The organism is Mesorhizobium sp. M1423, assembly GCF_040317575.1.
Classification (GTDB): Bacteria; Pseudomonadota; Alphaproteobacteria; order Rhizobiales; family Rhizobiaceae; genus Mesorhizobium.
Window position 1 is genome coordinate 1 of the sequence record NZ_JAMYKU010000048.1, and the last position, 24034, is coordinate 24034.

Here is a 24034-nt window from a genome sequence, read left to right on the forward strand (position 1 = left end):
CCCTCACCCGGATTGCCAACCGAATTGCGAAGGGCAATTCGGGGCAATCCGACCTCTCCCCGAGGGGAGAGGAGGTCGCCGGCGTTGACGCCAGCCTCTTCTCCCCAGCGGGGAGAAGGTGGCCGCGAAGCGGCCGGATGAGGGGGCCCCCCTATGCGATAGCCCTGCCGTTGGGGGGGAGATCGCTGCTTCGCCCATCAGCGCCCCCGCCCGCCTGCCTCCAGCTTCTGCTCGGCCGCAATCAGCATCTCGACAAACCTCGTCACCTTGGGCGGGCGGAAGCGGGCGGCGGGGTAGACTGTGTAGATGCCGCCGGAGGGCAGCCGCCACTCGGGCAGGATCTGCACCAGCCGCCCGGCGGCCAGCTCGTCCCGCACCAAAAAGTCTGGCAGCACCGAGAGGCCGGCGCCGGCGCGGACCGCCGCCAGCACTGCCGGCGTTGCGTCGATTGAAATCGTTGCCTGCATGCGCACGGCCTGCTGCTCGTCGCCGCGCGAAAATTGCCATAGCAGCGGTTCGCGCAGCGCCATGTTGGCGATGAAGGGCAGCCCGGCAAGGTCTTGCGGTTCGCCGGCGGTGAACCGGCCTTCAAACCCGGCGCCGCACACCATGAATTGTTGGAAGGTGCCGATGCGCCGCGCCTGCAGGCTGGAATCGGCCAGCCAGCCGACGCGGATGGCCACGTCGATGTGGCCGGAAACCAGGTCGATCGTCTCGTCGCCCAGCGTCAGCTCCACCCGGCAGGCGGGATAGCGCGCGCTGAAGGCGGCGACCACCGGCACCACCGCCGACGTGCCGTAGTCGTTGGACGCCGCGATGCGCAGCGTGCCGGTCGGCTCGGCGGCGGCCTGCGCGAGCTCGTCGAAGGCATCCTCGGCCTGCTGCAGAACCTGCAGGCAGCGGGCATGGAATGTCCGGCCGGCCTCGGTCGGATGGACGCGGCGCGTCGTGCGGATCAGCAGCGTCGTTCCGACATCGCGCTCCAGCCGCGCCACCTGCTGGCTGACGACCGCCTTGGTGATGCCCAGCCGCTCGGCGGCCCGCGTGAACGAGCCGGCATCGACCACCGCCGCGAAATAGGCCAGCCGGTTCAGGTTCATGCGTGGCTCATGGCAGATGCAGCCTCATTGTCAGGCGAAAGCATACATTACGTCTATTTTGTCGGCCTTCAATATGCATTCCGCTTTTGCCATCTTGCGGGCATCGAGGCCGCCGAATTCCGCATTCCCAGGAGACATCCATGTTCACACGGAGAAGCATCATGAAAACCACCCTCGCCGCCGGCGCTGCCGCGGTCTTTGCTCCCGCCGGGCTTGGCCATGCGGCAGGCGGCCTTTCCTGGAAGCATTTTCCCGCCGGGGAAAACGGCTTCTTTCGCGCCCCGGTGCTGGTCTCCGGGGCCACTGAGGCCGTGCTGATCGATGGCGGTTTCACTTACCCCGACGGCCGGGCAGTGGCCGAGGCGATCAAGGCGACGGGCAAGACGCTCACCACCATCTATGTCAGCCAGTCCGACCCGGACTATTATTTCGGCCTCAAGCCGATCAGGCAGGCGTTCCCGCAGGCACGGGTGATCGCCGCAGCCGAGACGGTGGCCGCCATCAACGGCAATGTCGACAAGAAGCTCGCCGTCTGGGGGCCGCAGCTCAAGGAGAATGGCCCGCAGGCGCTCGCCGACGTCGTCATCCCGGAAGCTTTCGACGGCAAGACGCTCAGCGTCGATGGCGAGAGCATAGAGATCGTCGCCGCGGAAGGCCTCGCCAACCGGCGCTATCTCTTCGTGCCGTCGCTGAATGCGGTGTTCGGCGGGGTGGTGATCTTTGCCGGCGTGCATGTCTGGACCGCCGACACGCCGACCAGGGAACTGCGCGCCGCCTGGCTGGCCAATCTCGAAAAGATCGCGGCGCGCAAGCCGGCGATCGTCGTGCCCGGGCACATGATGCCTGAGGCCGCTACGGACCTTTCAGGCGTCGAGCACACCAAGACCTATCTCATCGCCTTCGAGGAAGAACTGGCAAAAGCCAAGGACGCGGCCGCGCTGAAGAGCGCCATGGAAGCCCGCTTCCCCGGCCTCGGCATGGGCGTTGCGCTCGACATCGGCTCCAAGGTTGCCACCGGCGAGATGAAGTGGGGCTGAAATGGCCGCCAATCTCGACCCTCGAGGGGGAGATCGGAAGCTTCAGCCTCGGCGCTCGATCCTGCAATGCTGGTGATAGGCGAAAGCGCCGATGACAGCCAATCTCCCCCCTCGTGGGGGAGATGCCCGGCAGGGCAGAGGGGGGCGCGAATGAACGCCGGCCTTCGCGCCCAAACTTACCGCCCCTGCCCGCCTGATGTCGACACGCTCATGGGCCAGCGGGCGCTGACGCCAAGCGCTTGATTACGGTCATCCGCCGAGACGGTTGGTGCGCTTGCTGGCTTCGGCCTTGGCCCGCGCCTCGACCGCCCTTTCGATCTCGCGCTTCAGCTCGTCCTTGATCGCCACCGTCTCGGCCATCAGCGCCTCGACCTTCATGAAATCGAGCACGCGGTATTTCGACACCGCCGGCCGGATCAGGATGTCGGGCCGGCTCTGGTTCAGCTTACTGGCGATGATCGACTGCATCATCAGCTGCGTGGCGCCGAACATCAGGTCGACGGAGGTCGGGAATTTGCGCCCGGCCTCGGTCGGCGCGCCGACCACGTCGACGGCGATGATGATGTCGGCGTCGAGCTCGATCAGATCGAACGGCACGGGATTGTAGATGCCGCCGTCGATCAGCAGCCTGCCGTCGCGCATCACCGGGCGGAACACCGCCGGGATCGCCGCCGAAGCGGCCAGCGCCGAATGCAGCTCGCCTTCGTCGAGCACCGCGAGCTTGTGGCCATAAAAGTCCGTTGCCGTCACCTTCAGCGGTATTTTGAGTTCGGCGAAGGTCTCGGGGATGGCATCGGGCAGGAACGCCTTGAGGATGCGCTCGACATTGAACTGGCTAACCCGCAAGCCGCCCTGCAACGCTTCGGCAAAGGTGCCGGGCCGCGCCCGCCACATGCGCGTCGCCACTTCGGCGCGGCGGCCGAGGATCGAGCGCGTATAGTCGTGAATGTCCTTGCCGGTCATGCCCGAGGCCATGCCGGCGCCCATGATGGCGCCGATCGACGAGCCAGCGATTGCCGCCGGCCTTATGCCCAGTTCGTCCAGCACCTCGATGACGTGGATATGCGCCAGCCCACGCGCGCCGCCGCCGCCAAAGGCGATGCCGAAGCTAGGGCTCATCCCTTGTTGGCCGCGCCGAGCTTCGGCCCGACCACCATGACGGCCGGCTCGGCGGAGAGCAGCTTTTTCGCCGCTGCCTTGACCTGGTCCAGCGTCACCGCGTTTATCAGCGCGGCGCGGCGCTGCATGTAGTCGATGCCGAGCTTGCCGAGCTGGATCTCGACCAGCGTTGCGGCGATCGCGCCGGAGGAATTCAGATTGTTGATGGCATAGGCGCCGATCATGTATTTCTTGGTCGCCGCCAGCTCGGCTTCGGTCGGCCCCTCCTCGGCCATGCGCTTGACCACGTCGCGCACCACGGCCAGCGTCTCGGCCGCCCTGTCGGCGCGGGTCGAGGTGGTGATGGAAAGCGCCTCGGAATGCTGGTGGTCGACGAGGTCGGAGCTGACGCTATAGGCCAGGCCGCGCTTCTCGCGCACCTCGTCGAACAGCCGCGAGGTGAAAGTGCCGCCACCGAGGATCTCGTTCATCAGCACCGCGGCGAAGAAATCCGGCGCGTTCCGCTTCACGCCGGGATAGGCGAGTTGCAGCGAGGCCTGCGGCTGGTCGTAAACGACCTCGAGCTGCTGGCCAAGTTTCAGGTCGATGTCGGGAACGGGCGTAAGCGCCTGCTTTTCCGGCAGGCTGCCGAATACCAGGTCGAGCTTCTGCTTCAGCGTCTCGGCGTCGATGGCGCCGACCACCGCGACATGCAGACCGTCGCGGGCGAAATTCGCCTTGTGGAAAGCGCTGAGATCGGACGGCGTGATCGTCGCGATGCTTTGCCTGGTGCCCTGGTCCGGCCGCGCATAGGGATGCCTGCCGTAGATCGCGTCCAGCCATTTGCGCTGGGCGAGCGTATCGGGATCGCGCTCGTTGGCGATGATGCCGGACAGGATTTGCGCGCGGATGCGGTCGATCGGCACCTGGTCGAAGCGCGGCTGGTTGACCGCCACGCGCAGCAGGTCGAAGGCGCCGTCGCGCTGCTCGGCCAGCATGCGCATCGAGCCGTAGATTCCGTCGCGCTGCGCATCGAAGCTCATCTCGGCGCCGACATCGTCAAGCTTGATCTGGAAGGCCTCGCTGTCGAGGTTGCCGGCACCTTCGTCGAACAGACCGCTCATCAGGTTGGCGAGCCCTTCCTTACCGGGCGGATCCTGCGTCGCGCCGCCATCGAAGACGAAGCGGATGGCGACGATCGGCACCGAATAATCCTCCACCAGCCAGGCGGTGATGCCCTTCGACGAGGTCACCTCCTGGATGTTCATGGCAGCACGAGCCGAAAGCGCCGGCAGGACGAGGAAGACGAGGGAGAGGATGAGGGTCGCTAGAAGAGGGCCGGAGCGCGCGTGCTTCCCTTCTCCCCTTGTGGGAGAAGGTGGATCGGCGCGAAGTGCCGAGACGGTTGAGGGGTGTTGGACGGAGTGCCGTTGGTGCCAAGCTGGAACACCCCTCATCCGACCGAGCTTCGCTCGGCCACCTTCTCCCATAAGGGGAGAAGGGGAGGAGCCCAGGGGAGAAGGCAGAGCGGGACCGTGCTGGTTCATCATCAAATCAATTCCCAGCCTGGGTTTGCGGCAGAAGATAGCCGGTCGTTGCGTGGTCGAGATTGAGATAGCGGGCAGCGACCGCCTTGACCTGGTCGGCGGTGACCTTGCGGATGCGGTCGGGCCATTGCTGGACGTCCTGGACGTTGCCGCCGGTGGCGAGCGTCGAGCCGTAGATGTTGGCCATGTCCTCCTGCTTGTCGCGGGCAAAGATCATCGAGCGGACGAAACGGTCCTTGGATTTTTCCAGCTCATCGCTGGTGACGCCGTCTTTCGCGATGCGGGCGATCTCGGCGTCGACCGCGGCCTCGACGTCTGCAAGCTTGGCATCGCCGCGCGGCGCGCCATAGACGGTGAAATTGGTGTCGTCGAGCATGGTGCCCTGGAAGAAGGCGCCGGCCGCGGCGGCTATCCCTTGCCTGACGACAAGCTCCTGGTAGAGCCGGCTGCGGTTGCCGCCGCCGAGGATTTCGGACAGCACGTCGAGCGCTTCGGCTTCGCCGGGCTTTGCCGTGTGATAGGACGGAACCACCCACTGCGTCGTAAAGCTCGGCACGCTGACGCGCCCGTCGGTCAGCGTCACCGTGCGCCTGGTGTTCTGCTCGGGCTCGATCGGGCGGATCCGCGGCGGAAGATCCGGGCCGCGCGCGATCTTGCCATAGGTCTTTTCGGCCAGCGCCTTGACCGTTTCCGGCTCGACATCGCCGGCCACCACCAGCACGGCGTTATTGGGTGTATAATATTTGTTGTAGAAGGCCATCGCGTCGGTGCGGTTCAGCTTCTCCATCTCCTGCATCCAGCCGATGACCGGAATGCGGTAGGGCTGGTTCTGCCACAGCGTGGCGTCGATCTCTTCGTCGAGCACCGCCTGCGGATTGGAATCGATGCGCGAGCGGCGCTCCTCGAGAATGACGTCGCGCTCCGTCTTGATGACATCGTCGTTGAGGATGAGATTGCGCATGCGGTCAGCCTCGAAGCCCATCATCTCACCGAGCGCCTGCGGCACCACTGTCTCATGAAAAGCGGTGTAGTCGTAGGAGGTGAAGGCGTTGTCCGAGCCGCCGATGGCGGCAACGGCGCGGTCGAGCTCGCCGGCCGCATGGTTGCTGGTCGCCTTGAACATCAGATGCTCGAAGAAATGGGCGATGCCGGACTTGCCCGGCGGCTCGTCGGCGCTGCCGATCTTGTACCAGACCATATGGGTGACGATCGGGGCGCGGTGATCGGGGATGACAACGACCTCCATGCCGTTGTCGAGCAGGAAATCCGTCACCGCGCCGTCGTCGGGATTGTTGTCCGCCAGAGCCGGCGCGGCCATCACCAGGGCCAGTCCCAAGAGCGTTCCGCGCAGCCATTCAGCCTGAAATGTCATAGATGGCTCCGGTTTGGGGTGGAACGATAGGCGGGGTTGCTGGTCGAGGCAAAGCGAATTGTTCGTCATTTTGAAGGCGCTGCTTCCTCGCCAATTGCGGGGCCTCACCCAACCTCGATGAAGCGGATGACCGTCTCGCCATAGTTGCGCTCGTCGACAACCGAAAAGCCCGGCCCCGCCTCGAACGTCGCCGCCGCCGCTTCTTCGACGACGCAGAGCGCGCCGGGGGCGAGCCAGCCGCCGGCCTTGGCCGAGCGCAAAGCGCGTTCGCCAAGGCCTTTGCCATAGGGCGGATCAGCAAAGACGAGGCCGAATGCGGCAATGGTGCCCGCCTCGCCCAAGGCCGTCGCGTCGCGACGGAAGATCTTGGTGCGGCCGGTGAGGCCGAAAGCCTCGACATTGGTGCGGATCAGGCCGCGCCCTTCGGTGGATTCCTCGATGAAGACAGCATAGGCAGCGCCGCGCGACAGCGCTTCGAGGCCGAGCGCGCCGGTGCCGGCGAACAGGTCGAGCACGCGCGCGCCGTTCAGTTTTTCGGGAAAGCGATGCGCCAGCACGTTGAAGACCGCCTCACGCGTGCGGTCGGTCGTCGGGCGGATGGCAAAGGTGCGGGGCGTCGCCAGCGGACGCCCGCGAAGCTCACCGCCGACGATCCGCATTGCTTCCTTTCGGGCCGCCACGCGGCCGGTCGCCACCGCTATCCGAACGTTCGCCACGAGGCTTGCCGAACGGCTTTGCACCGCCGGGCTTGCCATAAGACGGCTTGAAAGCGGCCTTGCGCGCCTTGTTTTCCGCCGCCTTGGCGGCGTCTGCCTCCGCCCTGCCCTTGCCGATCGGCCGCGCTCCCGGCGCCATCCAGACATTGGCCTTGCGCTGGCCCGGCGGCTCGATCGGCCGCTGCTCGCGTTCGGATTTCTTGCCGCCGAAGCCGCCACGAGGCTTGTCGCCGCGGGGTTTGTCCCCGAAGTCGCTGCGCTCAGGTTTGGCGCCACGCTCGCCAAAGCTCCTCTCCGGTTTTGTCGACAGCTTGCCGAGTGCTTCATCACGGCTGCCTTCGCGGCGCTTGCGGTTCTTGATCAGGCCGCCCTCGCCGATCGGACGGCGTTCGCCGTCACGGGTGAATTTCGGCCGCTCGGGCTCCTCCTCCCGCTCACGCCTGACCGGCTTGTTGGAAAACGGCTTGGCGATATCGGCGTCGAAATTGGCGCCGGACTCTTCGACCAGGCGCTCGCCGAGCTGGTCGCGCAGCACGCGGCCCTTGATCTCCAACACATGGCCTTCCGGCAAATCGTCGAGCTGGAACGGCCCGTAGGAAATGCGGATAAGCCGCGTCACGTCGAGACCGAGCGAGCCCAGGATGTTCCTGACCTCACGGTTCTTGCCTTCCCGCAGGCCGAGCGTCAGCCAGGCATTCGAACCCTGCTCGCGGTCCAGCGTCGCCTCGATGGCGCCATAAAAGACACCGTCGACGGCAATGCCTTCGCGCAGGCCGGCGAGCGCGCTTTCCTCGACCTTGCCGTGCACGCGCACGCGGTAGCGCCGCAGCCAGCCGGTCGCCGGCAGTTCGAGCACGCGCGACAAGCCCCCATCATTGGTGAGCAGCAGCAGGCCTTCGGTGTTGATGTCGAGCCGGCCGATGGTCATCAGCCGCGGCAGCCCGGGGGGCAGCACGTCGAAGACGGTCTTGCGGCCTTCGGGATCGCGGTTGGTGGTGACCACGCCGGCCGGCTTGTGGAACAGGAACAGCCGCGTGCGCTCGATCGGCGGGATCTCCATGCCGTCGAGATGGATGATGTCGCCGGGCATCACGTTGAAGGCCGGCGAGGTCAGCGCCCTGCCATTGACCTTGACGCGGCCGGCTGCGATCAGTTCCTCGGCGTCACGGCGCGAGGCCAGGCCGGCACGCGCCAGCCGCTTGGCAATGCGTTCGCCGGCTTCTTCCGTTACCTCGACGCGACGCGGGCGCGGCTTGAAGCCGCCCTCCGATGCCGCCTGTGCCCTTTGTGCCCCTTGCGGCCGATCGCCGCCAAAATCACGCTTAGGACGATCCCCGAAGTCACGCTTGGGACGGTCGAAGCGCTTGTCGCCGTGCTCGCCTTCGGCAGCGGCCGGCCGGTCGCCGCGGGGCGCGTAGGGCTTGCGCGGACCTTCGCGCTTCTCATAAGGCTTGCCCTCCGGACGCGGCCCTTTGCTGAATGGCCTCTCGCTGCCTTTGAAGTCGCGCTTCGGCCGCTCGCCTTCGGCAGCTGCTGGCCGGTCGCCGCGCGGTGCATAAGGCTTGCGTGGACCTTCGCGCTTCTCATAAGGCTTGCCTTCCGGACGCGGCCCTTTGCTGAACGGCCGGTCGCCTTCGCGCTTCGGCTTGAAGTCACGCTTCGGCCGTTCGCCTTCGGCCGCCGCCGGCCGATCGCCGCGCGGTGCATAAGGCTTGCGTGGACCTTCGCGCTTCTCATAAGGCTTGCCTTCCGGACGCGGCCCTTTGCCGAACGGCCGGTCGCCTTCGCGCTTCGGCTTGAAGTCGCGTTTCGGCCGTTCGCCTTCGGCCGCCGCCGGCCGATCGCCGCGCGGAGTGTAGGGTTTTTTGACGCCGAAGGACGGCTTGCCACCCTTGCCGGGAGCGCCATCGCGACCACGCGGCCCCGCCGGTTTCGGGCCGGCCTTGCGCGGGAATTTCTTGTTTTTGTCGTCCATGTGGCCTTTGCTCGTTTGCGCGGGTAGTAACAGGATCGCGCTCTAGTGGCGAGGAGATAATCGGAATGGAAACCGCGTGAGGCGGCAGGATTTCATGGCGCTGGCGCTGAAAGAAGCCGAAGCCGCCGCCCTGCGTGGCGAGGTGCCGGTTGGCGCGGTCGTCGTCGGCGGCGATACGGTCGTTGCGAGTGCCGGCAACCGCACCCGCGAGTTCGCCGATCCGACCGCCCATGCCGAGATGCTGGCGATCCGCGAGGCCTGCCGCAAGCTTTCCAGCGAGCGGCTCAGCGGCCACGATCTCTATGTGACGCTGGAGCCGTGCACCATGTGCGCCGGCGCCATCTCTTTCGCCAGGCTGCGCCGGCTCTATTTCGGCGTCGCCGACGAGAAGGGCGGCGCAGTCGTCAATGGCGTTCGCTTCTTCACGTCACCGACCTGCCATCATGTGCCCGACATCTATCCTGGCATGGCCGAGAACGCTGCAGCAGCATTGCTGAAGGACTTTTTTCGCGAGCGACGCGGACCCTGATTTTCCTGGTTCGGCAGACGGACCGAATCCAAGTCAGCCAATCCAGTTCAGCCAATCCAGGCCAGAACGTCTCTGGCGCCGTCAGTCTACCAGGGCAGCCAGTCGAACATGCCGCTGCTCTTGCTCTTGGCGGCCGCCTCCCTTTTGAGGCGGCGTTCCTTCTTGTACTCGTCCTCGCCGAGGTCACCCTGCGGCGCAGTGTCGGCGGCAGCGCGGTATTGCACCGGCGGCTCGCTCAGATATCTGCGGGTGGTCGGGTCGCCCTGTTTGCCTTCAGCCCGGCGGCGCATGATTTCCGCGGCGCGGTCCTTGTCCGAATCGGCCGGAGTCCAGGCTGGCGGGTGGCTCGAGCCCGACTGCTTCAGCGCGGCCTTGACCGACGCCGGATCCGTCTGCACGTCATCGATGACCTGCGCCTGGTAGGCAGGGTCGTCCTGATGCAGGGTGGCATCGGCGCGCAGGCGGGCACGGCGCTGCTCCGGCGATTCGGGCCATTCGGCACTCGCCGTCTCGATGCTTTCCTGCGGCGGCGGCAAGACTTCCTTCTGCCCCGGCCCTGGCTTCACCAGCGTGGGGCGCGGCTTGTAGTCGATACTATCCTTGCGTTTGGGTGCGAAGGAAAAAGCCCCGGTGAGGTCGCCGGCAAGCTGCGCGCCCGCGGTCTTGTCGGTCCCGTAGGTGGGCGAGCCCATGCAGCCGGACAAGGCGAGGCTCGATACGACAAGCGGCGCCAGCAGCGCGACGCGCGCGTAAGTTCTCTCGGTCATGCCAAAAAGTCCCACTGTAGACAGCCTCTCGATTGCCGCCGGCCAAAGAAAGGTCCGGCCCCCATCGCCTATGCTCTTCCGACGGAATTCCGGCGACAATTTGTCGTCCGGAGTTTCGCGTGTTTACCTCAACCACTCGTTAAGGGCAACGCACGGGGGCCGATCGGCCGCCCGCCGTGGCAATTGTGCACCGCCTTAAAGGCGGCTCAAAGCCTTCAGCTCATGCAGGACAGCTGCGTCACGGGCCGAAACATCCGGGAATTCCGGATCTGAGCCGACATCGGCGGTGTAGCGCCAGGAGCGTGCGCATTTCACCAGGCCGCGGTCCTCCGCCTTCTCGACGACCACGGCGACGCCTTTGACGTCGTCGAGGGTAAAGCCGCCCGCCGGCGCCTTGCCGTGCGCGATAACCAGATCGCTGGTGATCGCCATCTCGGCCATGTCGACATCGGCGATCGCCGCTTCGAGTAGGGCATCGTCGAGAGTGACGACCGGCACCGCTTCCAGCGAAGAGCCGATGACCTTCTGCGCGCGGGCGATCTCCAGCGCGCCGGTGACGACACGGCGGACCTGCCGCACCTTGCGCCACTTCTCCGCCAGCGCCTCGTCCTTCCAGTCCGCCGGGATCTCCGGGAACTGGTCGAGATGCACCGAGACGGCATCCGGATGACGGTCGAGCCAAGCCTCTTCCATGGTGAAAGGCAGCATCGGCGCCAGCCATTTCACCAGGCAGTCGAAGAGATGGCGCACCACCTGCACGGAAGCCTTGCGCTTCACGCTGGAAGGCGCTTCGCAGTAGAGCGCATCCTTGCGGATATCGAAATAGAAGGCCGACAGTTCGACCACCATGAAGTCGAGCAGCGCGCGGGTGATGCGCTTGAATTCGAAGGCGTCGTAGCCCGAGCGTACGACTTCGTCGAGCTCGGCGAGCCGGTGCAGCATCAGCCGCTCCAGCTCCGGCATCTTGTCCAGCGCCACCTCCTCGCCATTGTCATGAGCAAGCGTGCCCAGCATCCAGCGGATGGTGTTGCGCAGCTTGCGGTAGGCGTCGATGTTGGTCTGCAGCACGTTCTTGCCGAGCCGCTGGTCTTCCCAATAATCGGTCGTCACCACCCACAGCCGCAAGATGTCGGCGCCGGACTGTTTGATGACGTCCTGCGGCACGACGGTGTTGCCGAGCGACTTCGACATTTTCCGCCCCTCCTCATCCATGGTGAAGCCATGGGTGACGACGGTGTCGTAGGGCGCCCTGCCCCTGGTGCCGCAGCTTTCGAGCAGCGAGGAGTGGAACCAGCCGCGGTGCTGGTCGGAGCCTTCGAGATAGACGTCGGCCGGCCATTTCAGGTCGGGCCGGTCTTCAAGCGTGAAGGCATGCGTCGAGCCCGAATCGAACCAGACATCGAGGATGTCCATCACCTGCCGCCAATTCGAGGCATCGTGATTGCCGAGGAAACGCTCCTTGGCGCCGGCGGCGAACCAGGCGTCGGCGCCTTCCTTCTCGAAGGCGTCCATGATGCGCTGGTTGACCGCCTCGTCGCGCAGGACATTGCCGTCGGCATCGGCAAAGACGGCGATCGGCACGCCCCAGGCGCGCTGGCGCGACAGCACCCAGTCGGGGCGCTCCTCGATCATGGCGCGGATGCGGTTCTGGCCGGCGGCGGGCACGAAGCGGGTATCGTCGATCGCCTTCAGCGCGCGGCTGCGCAGCGTCGTGCCGTCGCCAAGCTCCTTGTCCATATAGACGAACCATTGGGGCGTGTTGCGGAAGATGATCGGCTTTTTCGACCGCCAGGAATGCGGGTAAGAGTGCTTCAGCCGGCCGCGCGCGAACAGCGCGTCGCGCTTGATCAGCTCGTCGATGACAGCTTGGTTGGCATTGCCCTTCTTGCCATTGTCGTCGATGACGCGCGCCGCTCCACCCTCGCGGTCCGGACCGAAGCCCGGCGCGTCCTTGGTGAAGAAGCCGCCATCGTCGACCGTGAAGGGGATCGCAGTGTCGATGCCGCGCTGGCGAAGATCAGAGGCAGCATCCATCCAGGCGTCAAAGTCTTCCCGGCCGTGTCCCGGCGCGGTGTGGACGAATCCGGTGCCGGCGTCGTCGGTGACGTGATCGCCGGCGAGCATCGGCACGGGGAATTCGTAGCCGCCATTCAAACCTTTGAAGGGATGAGAAAGCGTAAGACTTCCAAGCTCTTCGGCGCCAACGCTGCGAAGACGATTCAGGGTGACCTTGGCCTTCGCGGCAGCGTCGTCTGCAAGTTTCTCGGCAAAGATCAGCTTTTCGCCGGGCTGGGGGCCAAAGGCGTTCTCGGCCGCCGTGACCTCGTAGAGACCATAGTTGATGCGCGGCGAGTAATTGACGGCGCGGTTGCCGGGGATGGTCCACGGCGTCGTGGTCCAGATGACGACGTTGGCATCAAGCAGATCGAGCGACGTCTGCGTCAGCTTGGGATCCAGGGCTGGCTGCCCATCATCGATGTTGATGACCTGGCGAGCGAGGCTGACGACCGGAAACTTCGCCCAGATCGTGTCCGACTCATAGTCCTGGTATTCGACCTCCGCCTCGGCCAGCGCGGTGCGCTCGACCACACTCCACATCACCGGCTTGGAGCCGCGATAGAGCTGGCCGGACATGGCGAATTTCAGCAGCTCGCCGGCGATGCGCGCCTCGGCGTGGAAAGCCATCGTCGTATAGGGATTGTCGAAGTCGCCGACGACGCCGAGGCGCTGGAATTCGGAACCCTGCACCTTGATCCAGTGCGCCGCAAACTCGCGGCATTCCTGCCGGAACTCGTTGACCGGCACCTCGTCCTTGTTCTTGCCCTTGGCGCGGTACTGCTCTTCGATCTTCCATTCGATCGGCAGGCCGTGGCAATCCCAACCGGGTACATAGTTCGAGTCATAGCCGCGCATCTGGAATGAGCGGGTGATGACGTCCTTGAGGATCTTGTTCAGCGCATGGCCGATATGAATGTTGCCATTGGCATAGGGCGGGCCGTCGTGCAGCACGTATTTTTCGCGGCCGGCTGCGTCTTCGCGCAGCTTGCGGTAAAGGTCCATATCCTGCCAGCGCTTGACCAGCAGCGGTTCCTTTTCCGGCAAACCGGCGCGCATCGGAAAATCCGTCTGCGGCAGGTAGAGCGTTTTGGAATAGTCGATCGTCTCGGCGGTCTCGGTATCAGTCATTCGTCTGCCATATGCGTTGCCCGTCGGCAAAAGAGCCCGGGCGTTGAACTATCATGATCTGGAAAAAGCGCGAGAGGCCGCGCGCAAGATTCCCGGCGGCTCCGGCGGCGGTCAAGCCGCCCGGAACACCGGGCCTGTAATTCGTATCGCAGTCGCGAGAAGGCGCGAAAAGCTCGTCATGGCTGGGCTTTTAACTGAGACAGGCGATGTTGAAAAGCCCGAACTCTGATGCTTCCGCTAGGAGCGTACACCAATTGCGCCTATGTTTGTCGGTAGATGGCGTCGAGAGACCAGCATCTTCGGTTTACATTTCACAGTTTAGCGCGCTGGAAGGACGGAATGTGACCCTGACGACTACCGAGTCCGCCTTGCGACTTGAACGCATTTCAACGATGGCGAATCGCGTTTTTGGCAACCATGAAAAGGCGCAACGCTGGCTGCGTAAGCGAAGTCGGGTTCTCAACGACGCGCCCATCGATCTCCTTCAGTCTGCAACAGGTGCCACGCTTGTGGAAGAGGAACTCAACCGGATCGGCTACGGCATAGTCGTCTGAGCCTTGCGGCTCTCCGTCGTGCACAACCCGCCCGCTCACATCGAGAAATCGAAGCGATAGGTCGTCGACACGCCGATCATGAACTGATCCCTGGAGCCGCGCTCCTTGACCAGGCTGGAATCGGCGGCCGGGCCCATCAGGCGGGAATATTCGCCGAACAGACTGGCCGTCATCGGCTCGGTCACCTTCCAGGTCACCGCGCCGCCCAGGCCCGCAGATTTCACCCCGCCGCCTGGATGATATTCGCTGAGCCCCGAGGCCAGTGACTCCTTGGCATCAACGCCATAATAGGCGTCGAAATAGTCCGATGAGGCGAATGAAACGCGCGGCCCGCCGGAAATCCTGACGTCGGGCGTCACATCGTAAAAGGCGTCGGCGGCGATGTCGGCGACAAAGCCGTTATGGGCGCGAATGCCGTGCCGCAATTCGGCGCGGGCACGCAGCCAATCCAAAGGATAGAATTCGAAGAAGCCGCCAGCCTCGCCGCCCCAGCGCACCGGGTCGAGACCCTTCAATTCGTCGGCGTCACCACCATCGCGGGAAAACAGGAACTTGCCTGTCAGGCCGGCGCGGACGCCGCCATCGTCGATCAATGCCAATGAGATATTGTCGTTGCGCGAGTTGAAGCGCGCCGCGGGACCAGCCTTGCCGAGCGAGATGATCGGCGAGGCGCTGAGCAGGTACTTCTTGCCGCCCTCGAAATTCGGCGCGACCATGCCGGTGGCGCCGACCGTCAGGTACCAGTCTCCGGACAGCCAGCCGAAGGTGCCCTCGCCGGCCTTGGCAACGCCGCAGGTGCCGAGCATGAATGCGGCCAAGACCGTCGGGATCGTCGGGACTGACCGCATCGTTACTCCATACGTCGAACGCATTGGCCGATACAACCAGCCTTCATCCAAGCCATGGCGCCATTTCGGTAAAGTTTGACTTAATATCCGTAACATTGGCGGCGTTGGCCCTGTTTTCCGCATAGCAACGAATCGTATTGGCGCACCAAGATCCCAGATCAAGACGTCTGGAATGCGCCAGCAGTTGCCTCGGCAAGGGTTATAAATACTCGTGGACAAACATGCCCGCGCTGTGAAGAGCGCGGCGACCGGCACTCAACCGCGCATTCCAAACCGGCCAAGCGTGAATCATATGCGGCCAAATTTCGAGACGTACTTTGACGTCAGTCGCGCCAGCGGCTTCCGCGAGCCGAGTTGCGTCCGACAACAGCGTCTCGGCCGAACCGACTTGTATAAGCATTGGGGGAAATCCGCTCAGATCGGCGAACAACGGCGAGATCAGGGGATCGCGCCGACCAACGCCATTGGGAACATAGGCGGTTGCCAGTTCCTCCAAATACGCCCCGTGGATGATGGGGTCGATTGCGTCCTTGGTTGATAGTGTCGCGCCGGACATCGAAAGGTCCGTCCAGGGCGAAACCAGCCAAAGACATCGCGGCAACGGCTCGCCTGCCGCGCGCAATATACTGACCAGGCACAGGGTGAGGTTGCCGCCCGCACTGTCTCCGCCAACCACGATGCGATCCGGCGCGATCCCTTGCCGCCTCAGAAAGCGCCATGCGGTGAGTGCGTCTTCATGTTGCGCAGGGAAAGGATGTTCCGGTGCGCGTCGATAGTCGATCGCGAGAGTGCGCATTCCCATTGCCCGACCTGCCTCTGTCACCATTCGACGATGACTTTTAGGAGAGCCGGAGCAGTAGCCACCACCGTGGAAAAACAGCAGAACCTTATCCCTGTCACTCCCAGGCGCCAGGGACCACTCTCCCTCGAGGCCATCGAAAACCACATCCTCGCATCGGATGTCCTCGGCAATCGGCCACACCGAACCAACCTCGTCGAGCCGTGCCCGGCGTTCGTCCCAGCGGACCGTTCGTGGCTTTGAGGTCAACAACCTGCGGACGGCGTTGATCTCCGTCAGATCGAGGTGTTCGTCCACGTCGCCCATTTTGCTTCCCTAGCCTCATCAAGCGTAGAAAACGGCGTACAGCAGCACGTCATCGATAAAGGGCCAATGCCAGCGCTGGGGATTTTTCGTTACACTTGCGTCATGGCGAATACACGAGACGGCGGGTCGCCCCTAAACCCACTCGTCATCTTTAGCACTCCCCTCGCATATGGTCGAATATTCCATCTGATATTTGGCCTCTTCGGGACAAAGCGGAAGTGTGGCAAGCGGATCGCTCGGGGCGTGGCGCTCGCAGCCTGCTCGCTGGACGGGCAAGGCGATCGGCGCTACCTTCCGGAACAAAGAAGCTAGGCAACCTTGAGGGAGAAGGGTGATGACACTGCACGGCGACGCCTTGAAAGACGCCATTGGCCAGACGCGGGCGAAGTGGGGATGGTTCGTCGCGCTTGGGGTGCTGCTGCTTGTCTTCGGCGGCATCGCTTTCGGCAATCTGTTCATCGCAACCGTCGCCTCCGTCTTTGTCGTGGGCTGGCTGATGCTGATGGCCGGCGTTGTCGAGATCATCCATGCCTTCGGCGTGAAGACATGGGGCCGCTTCTTCTATTGGCTGCTCAGCGGCCTCCTCTACGCCGTCGCCGGCTTCTTCGCCTTCGACAATCCGGTCCTCGCCTCGACGGTGCTAACCTTCCTCCTGGCAGTCGCACTCCTTGCTTCAGGCGTGCTCAGGGCCTGGGTCGGCTACAGCCACCGGCCGCAGCCGGGCTGGGGCTGGGTGGTCGCGGCCGGCATCATCAGCGCGCTGGCGGGACTGGTCATCGCCATGGGCTGGCCGGTCAACAGCGTGTGGGTGCTCGGCCTGTTCCTGGCCGTCGACCTGATTTTCCAAGGCTGGACCTTCATTGCCGTCGGCTTGGCGCTGAAAAAGTAGATTCAGAAAGCTATGGCCGCGTCGAGCCCGGAAAGCGGCCTGACGCCGGCGAGCAGTGCCTTCGCCTCAGCCTCATCGCGCTTCATCTGTGCGACCAGCGCATCAAGCCCGTCGAACTTCACCTCCGAACGCAGGTAGCCGAAAAAGGACACGGCACAAATCTCGCCGTAGAGGTCGCCGGAAAAGTCGAACACAAAAGTCTCCAGCAATGGTGCGCCATTGTCGTCGACCGTCGGCCGGCGGCCGAAGCTGGCGACGCCATCATGAAGCGAGCCGTCGGCGCGGCGGAAGCGGACAGCATAAATTCCTTCCTTCAGGGTGGCTTCCGGCGAAAGCCTCATGTTTGCGGTCGGAAAGCCGAGCGTCCGGCCGAGCTGCTGGCCGCCGATCACCTCCGCCTCGACGGTGAAGCGGTAGCCGAGCAGGCCGGCGGCCTCGGCCACATTGCCCTCGCACAGCAGCGTGCGAATGCGGCTCGACGACACCACCTCGGTGCTTTCGTCGCGAAACGCATCGACCAGCGTGACGCCGAAGCCGTGGCGCTCGCCGGCCGCCATCAGATAGGCCGGGCCGCCTTGGCGGTCCTTGCCGAAATGGAAATCGAAGCCGGTGACGGCGTGGCTTATGCCGAGGTTGCGCTCGAGCACGCCGGTGACGAAAGCCTCCGCCGACAAGGAGGCGAACTCGCGTGTGAACGGCTGCTCGACCAGCGCCGCAAAGCCCAGATGCGACAGCAGCCGCGCCTTCATCGGTGGCGGCGTCAGCACGAACAGCGGCATGTCCGGCCTGAACACTTTTCGCGGATGCGGCACGAAGGTCAGCACCAGGGCAGGTACGCCGCGACGCTCCGCTTCGGCGCGCGCGCGTTCGAGCACCGCCTGGTGGCCGCGGTGGACGCCGTCGAAATTGCCGATCGCCACCACGCCGCCGCGCAGATGGGCCGGCAGCGGTGCGGTTGCGGAAATGCGTTCGAACATTGCCGTCATGGCTTGAACCTATTGCAGTCTGGGCCTGAACTTATTGCAGTCTGGGAATCACCGCGACCGGCCTGTAGCCGTATTTTTCGAGAAAGGCCGCGAGCCTGGCCGGGTCTGGCTGCAGCGCTTCACCGTAATCGCGGGCATGGATGCCGCCCGATACGTAAAGCACGTCGAAGCCATTATCGGCCGCGCCCTTGATGTCGGTCATCATGCCGTCGCCGATGGCCAGAACTTGCGAACGCTCGACGGGGCGGCCGAGAATATCGGCGATCTCTTTCATGGCGACGTCATAGACCGGCGCATAAGGTTTCCCGGCGATCAGCGTGCGCCCGCCAAGCTGCGCGTATTCGCGGGCCAAAGCCCCTGCGCACCAGATCATGCGTTCGCCGCGCTCGACGACGATGTCGGGATTGGCGCAGATGAAGGGCAGGTTCCTGGCACGCAGCCGCCGCAGAAGATCGGCATAATCTTCCGGCTCCTCCACCTCGTCGTTGAACAGGCCGGTGCAGACCACGCCGGATGCTTCGAAGTCCTCGACGAGTTCGACGTCGAGACCATCATAGAGCGTGAAATCTCGATCGGCGCCTATATGGAAGATCTTTCGCGGCCCTTCGGCGATCAGGTCGCGGGTCACGTCGCCGGACGTCACGACACGATCGTAGGCGGCGGAAGGAACACCGATGGCGTTCATCTGCGCCACCACGTCGGCGCTGCGGCGCGGCGAATTGGTGATCAGCACGACAGGTATTTTCGCCGCGCGAGCAGTGATCAGCGCGGCAGCAGCCGCGGGGAAATGCCATTCGCCATTGTGTACCACGCCCCAGACATCGCACAGGATGGCTGAATAGGCTCCCGACAGGTCTGCGAGCGAACCGATGATGTCGGGCGAATCCGCCATGCCGTTGTCCCTGTACTATGATGCTTGCAAGCGCCGCGACCGACGGTCCGTAGCGGCCGGCCCGGATTAACCGAAGCGCTTCGCTCTGTCACCAGCTTTCGTTGTGCCCGCCAGATTGCCGCCCGCGGCGCCGGCGGGGAAGTGATGGCGAAAGCTTTTCTTTTCCAGCGCCTTATCCGCTTTTAGGGACTTTGCCGCGGAGAGCGCGGAGCGGCATTGCCGATTGCGGACGTGTGGTTAACGGGGATTGAAAAACCGTACCGACCTTGGACGTATTTTAGCAATCGGAAATTTAAAAATGCGTGGCATCGTCCGGGAAAAATAGGGCGGGGCGGGAATGCTGAAGGCAATAATCGGAAAATTCCGACACGACAGACGTGGCAACTACTCCTTAATGACTGCAATCACCATTGTGCCGCTGATGGCCGGTCTGGCGCTCAGTGTCGATTACGGGGAGTTGCTGCGCCAAAAGCACGAAACGCTGAACGCACTTGATGCGGCCGGCCTCGCCGCCGCCCAGCAGATCGTCGCCGGCGCCAGCGACGACGACGTCAAGGCCTACGCCAAAACATTTTTCGAAACCAATCTCGCACGCATCGACCCCGCGAACACAGCGCTGACCGTCACGCTGCCCAACAACAATGCCGGTGGCGGCACCTTGAAGCTCTGCGCCAGCCTCACCTTCCACCCCTATTTTCTCCCGGCCGCCAGCCTGCTGATTGGCGGCACGGCAAGCGACACGACCTTCACCGAATGTTCGGAACTCCGCCTCAAGAACACCCTCGAAGTCGCGCTTGTGCTGGATAATTCCGGCTCAATGACCGATCTCGGCTCCGGCACCGGCGAAAAGCGAATAGACCTGCTGAAGTCGGCCGCCAAGCAGCTTGTCGATACGCTGGCGCTTCAGGCGCAGCAGATGAAGCAGATCACCAAACCGGTGCAGTTCTCGCTCGTGCCGTTCGCGGCCTCGGTCAATGTCGGCCCTACCCACGACCAGGACGGCTGGATGGATCAGGACGGCATCTCCCCGATCCAGCATGAAGATTTCGACTGGACGACGATGAGTGCAGCCAACAATCCGGACAAATATGCCGAGAAGCTCAATGGCATCTGGTACAAGCGCGGCACCGGCTGGGGCGAGACCAAGGACCAGCCGCTGACGCGTTTCAGCCTCTACGCCGACATGACGGTCGAATCGGGCCGCGAAGAGGTACCCAATTCGAAGCAATATGTCTGCGACACATACAAGAAGAACGGCACCTGCCAGTACGGCCATTGGAGCGCACCGGAATATATTTATACGACGAGCCGCTATGCGAGCTGGCAGGGTTGCGTCGAGGCACGGCCATATCCCTACAATGTCGACGACACCACGCCCGACACAGCCGCGCCGGCCACGCTTTTCGTGCCGATGTTTGCCCCGGATGAGGCTGGCACTCTGTGGCTCGATTTCAACCGTGACGGCATCAACGACGTCATCAGCACGTCTTACAATTACGGCAACAACTGGTGGGCCGATTGGCCCTATGTCGCCGGTCCCACCGCTTCGCAGCGACAGTCTGACATGCGCAAATATTTCCTGGTAAAACCGTACGGTTCGCAATCCGCAGCCGCGGGCGATGGGCCGAATTCCTCCTGCACCACCAACCCGATCACGCCGTTGAAAGACGTCAGCCAGGACGCAGAGAAGCAGGAGATCAAGGATGCCATCGACGCCATGGCGCCGAACGGCAACACCAACGTGCCGGAGGGCATTGCCTGGGGCTGGCGAACGGTATCGAGCAACCCACCGTTCACCGATGGCCGGCCGAACAGCGAGAGGGGCAACGACAAGGTGGTCGTGGTGCTGACCGACGGAGCCAATACCTATAGCGCCGTCAGCGACGGCAGCTACGCCAACAACAGGTCGACCTACGCCGCCTACGGCTACACTGGCCTGACCTATCCGGGATCTGGAAGCGTGACCCGCCTGTTCATGAATACCAGCACCGATATTGGCAAGACCACCTATACCGGCGCCAACTACACGGCAGCACTCGACGAGCAGATGAAAACGCTCTGCGCCAATGCAAAGAATTCGAACATTCTGGTGATGACGGTGGCCCTCGACCTGTCGCCCACAGATACTGGCGACAAGAAGGCGATCGATGCGCTGAAGGCGTGTTCCTCGGATTCGCGCTTCCGCAAGGATCCGGCCGACCCGAGCAAGCCGGCCAAGTTGTTCTGGAATGCGACGGGCGCGACGCTGTCCGACAATTTTAAGGAAATCGCCAACGAATTGTCGAACCTGCGCATCGTCGGCTGAAGGCGATGGGATTAGCGACGTAAAGGCAGAGGGGCGCAGCGCGCTGGCGCAAAGGCTCCTGCCCTCATGCCCTTGCGGGTGGGGGAAGCATGTGGTGAATGTCCCCATCCGGAGATACGCTCTTGCCTGAACCCGCCAACCATCTCGCCTTCGCGCTGGTCTGCCTCGGCATGGTGCTGACGCCCGGCCCGAACATGATCTATCTGATTTCGCGCTCGCTGTCGCAAGGGCCGAAGGCCGGGCTGATCTCGCTGGGGGGCGTGGCGCTCGGTTTTTTATTCTACGTGCTGTCAGCGGCGTTCGGCATCACCGCGCTGCTGCTCGCCGTGCCCTTCGCCTATGACGTGCTGCGCCTTGCCGGCGCGCTCTATCTGCTGTGGCTTGCCTGGCAAGCGGTGAAGCCGGGCGGGCGCTCGCCCTTCCAGATCCGCGAACTGCCTAAGGACAGGCCGCGCAAGCTGTTCGCCATGGGCCTGATGACCAACCTGCTCAACCCGAAGGTGGCAGTGCTCTATCTGTCGCTGCTGCCGCAGTTCATCAGCCCCGGCAAGGGCCACGTGCTGTCGCAGCTTCTGGTGCTCGGTGCCACGCAGGTCGCCATCAGCCTGACCGTCAACGCCATCATCGCGGTGACGGCCGGCTCGATCGCCATCTTCCTCGCCGGGCGGCCGCTATGGCTGGTGATCCAGCGCTGGATGATGGGCACGGTGCTGACCGCGCTGGCCGTCAAGATGGCAACCGATGCGCAACGCTGATCGGGCCTACATCGGCCGTCTGACCTGCTGTGCCCGCTCCGGTTCGACCACCCTGCGGTAGAGATGCCAGGTCGCGTGGCCAAGGACGGGCATGACGACGGCAAGCCCGGCAAATAGCGGGATCGAGCCGATGACCAGGAGCACGGCGACCATTAGGCCCCACAGCGCCATCTGCAGCGGGTTTGTCATAACTGCGCGCGCCGACGTCTCGACTGCCGAGACCGCGCCGACATCGCGGTCGAGCAGCAGCGGAAAGGCGACGACAGTCGTCGCCAGCACGATCGCGGCGAAGGCGAACCCGGCCAGGTTGCCGAGCAGGATCAGTGTCCAGCCCTTGCTGGTCGTCAGCACCTCGCGAATAAAGCCGACGATAGAGGTCGGAGGCTGATTGCCGTACAGGCTGGTGTAGATCGATTGCGCGGTGAACAGCCAGAGCAGGAACAGTACCAGCAGCATGATGCCGATGACCGCAATCGCGGGCAGCGCCGGCGAGTGGCGCACGTCGAGCGCATGCCACCAGGATGTATCCATGCCGAACTCGCGCCGACGGCTGATTTCGTAAAGGCCGATAGCGGCGAACGGACCGACCAAAGCGAAGCCGGACATCAGCGGATAGATGAGCTGGATGGCATTCGAGCCCGACGTCCACTGCGTCAGGATCAGGCCGACCACCGGATAGATCAGGCACAGGAACACATAATGCGACGGCTTGGCCCAGAAATCCTCTACGCCGAGACGGAGCGCATCGATCAGATCCTCGGTGCTGATGCGGCGCACCGTGGGCTGTACATGCATTCCACGCGCGTCCGCCATGACATGAAAGCCAGCCATAACCTTTCTCCCGTGTGTCGGGGCGGTCACCGCCAGGATGGCCGCCCGCAGCTGCCACTTCAAGAACGGCGATATGATAGCCGATCTCGGCGCGCTTGTCGCCACCACCCGGCGCCAGGGCGCGCCGGGCGGCTGAACGAACAGATTAGGCCGCGAAGCGATCGATCACCTCGGCCAGCCGCACGTGACCGAGGCAAGCGCCTGACCCGGCCGGCTTTTCACCATCCTCGATGGCCTGCGCAAATCGCACGTCCGGATCGCTTTCGATCCGGCGGCGCAACGCCGCCAGCTTGGGATAAGCTGCGCCGTCGACCGCCTTGTGGAACTCCGCCCAGCGCGCCACGCCGATCAGCGTGGTATCGGCAAGCGTCAGCCGGTCGCCGACCAGGAAATCCGTGTCGAGGATCATCGCCTCGAGCTGGTCATGGCGGTTGGTAACGACCTTGCGGCCAAAGTCACGCAAGGTTGCCAGCAGCACCGGCTCGGCCGATTCCATTTCATATGCGGCCCAGAGCGGGGTGAAAGCGGCGGTGAAGCCGGTGTTCACGAAAGCCATCAGCTGGTGCATCCGGTCGGCTTCCGGCGAGCGAGGCTCAAAGCTGATACGACGTTGCGTATCGCGGGCTTCGAGCCAAGCGGCAATCGCCATGGTCTCGGTGAGCACCCTGCCTTCGTCGGTGATCAACACCGGCGTTTCCTGACGGCCGTTGATGCTGGCATAGGCGTCGTTCTTCATTTCAGTGAGCATGTCGACTCGACACAGGCGGTAGGGCTGTCCGACGCGTTCAAATGCAGCGACGAGCCCCATCGAACTTCCCAGCGGGAAGCCATAAAGGAGGATAGGTTCCATTTCTTTGTCTCTTCCATAATTTAGGGATTACGCTGCGCAGCGAAACTTGACCCTAAACGCTGGTCGCCCCATGTAAATTACGCACTATTCTGTAACCAGGTCCCCCCATGAAAGATGTCGTCTCACGCTGCCCGATCGAAGAGACCATGCGTGTGCTCAGCGGTCGCTGGCCCACCTTGCTGCTCTACTATCTCAAGGACGGCACCAAGCGCTTCAGCGATCTGAGGCGTGACAACCCGACCGTGTCGCACCGCATTCTGGCTCTCGAACTGCGCAAGCTGGAGGACGCCGGGATTGTGCGGCGAACGGCGCATGCCGGCTATCCGCTACGCGTGGATTACGACCTCACGACGCCCGGTCTCAAGCTTGTGCCGCTCATCGAGGCCTTGGGCAGATGGTGGGAACATACCGGGGACGACCGGGTCGGCCAGGCTCCACCGATGCCGGAAACGAGGCTAGACACAGCGGCCTAGCCGATCGTGAAAATCTGACGCTTGCTATCCGAGGCTGGACAACCGCTTTGGATAGGATCCGGCCGAATATCGGAATGCACGGACAGCGCCAGAAGCTGTCATTGCCGAGCAGATACTCTAACGTCGCGTTTGGGCCGATAATGTTGAAAAAGTCCGGGTTGCAGCAGTCCTGAAGCACTGATTCAATCTTCTTCAATCTTCGTTGTAAGAGGAGATTGA

22 protein-coding genes are annotated in these 24034 nt (G+C 63.7%); 8 read left to right on the forward strand and 14 right to left on the reverse strand.

Translation table 11 applies throughout. The features are described 5' to 3' along the window. Positions 1–197: 197 nt before the first annotated feature. Positions 198–1100, reverse strand: a complete 903-nt coding sequence (locus tag NKG95_RS32750) for a LysR family transcriptional regulator (RefSeq protein ID WP_353043712.1) — start codon at positions 1098–1100, stop codon at positions 198–200. Between the two features lie 140 nt (positions 1101–1240). Here NKG95_RS32750 and NKG95_RS32755 point away from each other — a divergent pair, with 140 nt between their 5' ends. Further along, the gene (locus NKG95_RS32755; protein WP_353043713.1) at positions 1241–2137 is read left to right on the forward strand and encodes an MBL fold metallo-hydrolase; all 897 of its coding nucleotides are present in this window, start codon (positions 1241–1243) and stop codon (positions 2135–2137) included. A gap of 249 nt (positions 2138–2386) precedes the next feature. On the opposite strand, the gene NKG95_RS32760 is transcribed toward NKG95_RS32755, so the two are convergent. The 5 genes from NKG95_RS32760 to NKG95_RS32780 all read right to left on the reverse strand — a co-directional run bounded on the left by NKG95_RS32760 (position 2387) and on the right by NKG95_RS32780 (position 8845). Beyond that, positions 2387–3256 (reverse strand): patatin-like phospholipase family protein, encoded by an 870-nt coding sequence (locus tag NKG95_RS32760; RefSeq protein ID WP_353043714.1) that lies wholly within the window; start codon positions 3254–3256, stop codon positions 2387–2389. Next, a complete protein-coding gene (locus NKG95_RS32765) occupies positions 3253–4503 on the reverse strand; it encodes a M16 family metallopeptidase (RefSeq protein ID WP_353043715.1) in 1251 nt (416 codons plus the stop codon). The genes NKG95_RS32760 and NKG95_RS32765 overlap by 4 nt, the downstream gene beginning before the upstream one ends. A gap of 286 nt (positions 4504–4789) precedes the next feature. After that, entirely contained in the window at positions 4790–6154 is a 1365-nt protein-coding gene (locus NKG95_RS32770; RefSeq protein WP_353043716.1) for a M16 family metallopeptidase, read from the reverse strand. Between the two features lie 104 nt (positions 6155–6258). Next, positions 6259–6813 (reverse strand): 16S rRNA (guanine(966)-N(2))-methyltransferase RsmD, encoded by a 555-nt coding sequence (gene rsmD / locus NKG95_RS32775; RefSeq protein ID WP_353043717.1) that lies wholly within the window; start codon positions 6811–6813, stop codon positions 6259–6261. Continuing rightward, complete coding sequence (locus NKG95_RS32780; RefSeq protein ID WP_353043718.1) at positions 6794–8845, reverse strand: pseudouridine synthase; 2052 nt, start codon at positions 8843–8845, stop codon at positions 6794–6796. The genes rsmD and NKG95_RS32780 overlap by 20 nt, the downstream gene beginning before the upstream one ends. 76 nt (positions 8846–8921) lie before the next feature. Here NKG95_RS32780 and NKG95_RS32785 point away from each other — a divergent pair, with 76 nt between their 5' ends. Beyond that, positions 8922–9374 carry a nucleoside deaminase gene (locus NKG95_RS32785; RefSeq protein ID WP_023717130.1) on the forward strand — a complete coding sequence of 151 codons (453 nt, stop codon included), beginning with the start codon at positions 8922–8924 and terminating at the stop codon, positions 9372–9374. Between the two features lie 86 nt (positions 9375–9460). Here the strand turns inward: NKG95_RS32785 and NKG95_RS32790 are convergent, their stop codons facing one another. Both NKG95_RS32790 and ileS read right to left on the reverse strand, forming a co-directional pair. Further along, positions 9461–10141 carry a hypothetical protein gene (locus tag NKG95_RS32790; protein ID WP_023717129.1) on the reverse strand — a complete coding sequence of 227 codons (681 nt, stop codon included), beginning with the start codon at positions 10139–10141 and terminating at the stop codon, positions 9461–9463. A gap of 195 nt (positions 10142–10336) precedes the next feature. After that, positions 10337–13327 (reverse strand): isoleucine--tRNA ligase, encoded by a 2991-nt coding sequence (gene ileS, locus NKG95_RS32795; protein WP_353043719.1) that lies wholly within the window; start codon positions 13325–13327, stop codon positions 10337–10339. Between the two features lie 43 nt (positions 13328–13370). Between ileS and NKG95_RS32800 the strand changes: the two genes are divergently transcribed. Together NKG95_RS32800 and NKG95_RS32805 are read left to right on the forward strand one after the other, a co-directional pair. Further along, positions 13371–13556: a hypothetical protein gene (locus tag NKG95_RS32800; protein WP_023717127.1), complete on the forward strand. Its 186-nt coding sequence runs from the start codon at positions 13371–13373 to the stop codon at positions 13554–13556. A gap of 112 nt (positions 13557–13668) precedes the next feature. Then, positions 13669–13881 carry an MbcA/ParS/Xre antitoxin family protein gene (locus NKG95_RS32805; RefSeq protein ID WP_023717126.1) on the forward strand — a complete coding sequence of 71 codons (213 nt, stop codon included), beginning with the start codon at positions 13669–13671 and terminating at the stop codon, positions 13879–13881. 35 nt (positions 13882–13916) lie between these two features. Here the strand turns inward: NKG95_RS32805 and NKG95_RS32810 are convergent, their stop codons facing one another. After that, on the reverse strand, positions 13917–14729 hold the full coding sequence (locus NKG95_RS32810; RefSeq protein WP_023717125.1) for a MipA/OmpV family protein: 813 nt from the start codon (positions 14727–14729) through the stop codon (positions 13917–13919). A gap of 199 nt (positions 14730–14928) precedes the next feature. Continuing rightward, positions 14929–15834, reverse strand: coding sequence for an alpha/beta hydrolase (locus NKG95_RS32815; protein ID WP_353043720.1), 906 nt, complete (start codon positions 15832–15834; stop codon positions 14929–14931). A 334-nt stretch (positions 15835–16168) separates the two neighbouring features. On the opposite strand from NKG95_RS32815, the gene NKG95_RS32820 reads away from it, so the two are divergent. Next, positions 16169–16723: an HdeD family acid-resistance protein gene (locus tag NKG95_RS32820; RefSeq protein WP_023717123.1), complete on the forward strand. Its 555-nt coding sequence runs from the start codon at positions 16169–16171 to the stop codon at positions 16721–16723. A gap of 2 nt (positions 16724–16725) precedes the next feature. Here NKG95_RS32820 and NKG95_RS32825 read toward each other — a convergent pair whose 3' ends face one another. Both NKG95_RS32825 and NKG95_RS32830 read right to left on the reverse strand, forming a co-directional pair. Then, on the reverse strand, positions 16726–17709 hold the full coding sequence (locus NKG95_RS32825) for a bifunctional riboflavin kinase/FAD synthetase (protein ID WP_353043721.1): 984 nt from the start codon (positions 17707–17709) through the stop codon (positions 16726–16728). 31 nt (positions 17710–17740) lie between these two features. Next, on the reverse strand, positions 17741–18601 hold the full coding sequence (locus NKG95_RS32830; RefSeq protein ID WP_353043722.1) for a TIGR01459 family HAD-type hydrolase: 861 nt from the start codon (positions 18599–18601) through the stop codon (positions 17741–17743). A gap of 337 nt (positions 18602–18938) precedes the next feature. On the opposite strand from NKG95_RS32830, the gene NKG95_RS32835 reads away from it, so the two are divergent. Further along, the gene (locus NKG95_RS32835) at positions 18939–20906 is read left to right on the forward strand and encodes a pilus assembly protein TadG-related protein (RefSeq protein ID WP_353043723.1); all 1968 of its coding nucleotides are present in this window, start codon (positions 18939–18941) and stop codon (positions 20904–20906) included. A 122-nt stretch (positions 20907–21028) separates the two neighbouring features. Continuing rightward, entirely contained in the window at positions 21029–21661 is a 633-nt protein-coding gene (locus NKG95_RS32840; protein WP_023674336.1) for a LysE family translocator, read from the forward strand. Between the two features lie 6 nt (positions 21662–21667). Here the strand turns inward: NKG95_RS32840 and NKG95_RS32845 are convergent, their stop codons facing one another. Further along, on the reverse strand, positions 21668–22492 hold the full coding sequence (locus NKG95_RS32845) for a DUF2189 domain-containing protein (protein ID WP_352859363.1): 825 nt from the start codon (positions 22490–22492) through the stop codon (positions 21668–21670). Positions 22493–22637: 145 nt separating this feature from the next. Then, a complete protein-coding gene (locus NKG95_RS32850; RefSeq protein ID WP_352481729.1) occupies positions 22638–23342 on the reverse strand; it encodes a glutathione S-transferase family protein in 705 nt (234 codons plus the stop codon). Positions 23343–23449: 107 nt separating this feature from the next. On the opposite strand from NKG95_RS32850, the gene NKG95_RS32855 reads away from it, so the two are divergent. Next, entirely contained in the window at positions 23450–23815 is a 366-nt protein-coding gene (locus NKG95_RS32855) for a winged helix-turn-helix transcriptional regulator (protein WP_352481730.1), read from the forward strand. The last annotated feature ends 219 nt before the right edge of the window (positions 23816–24034 follow it).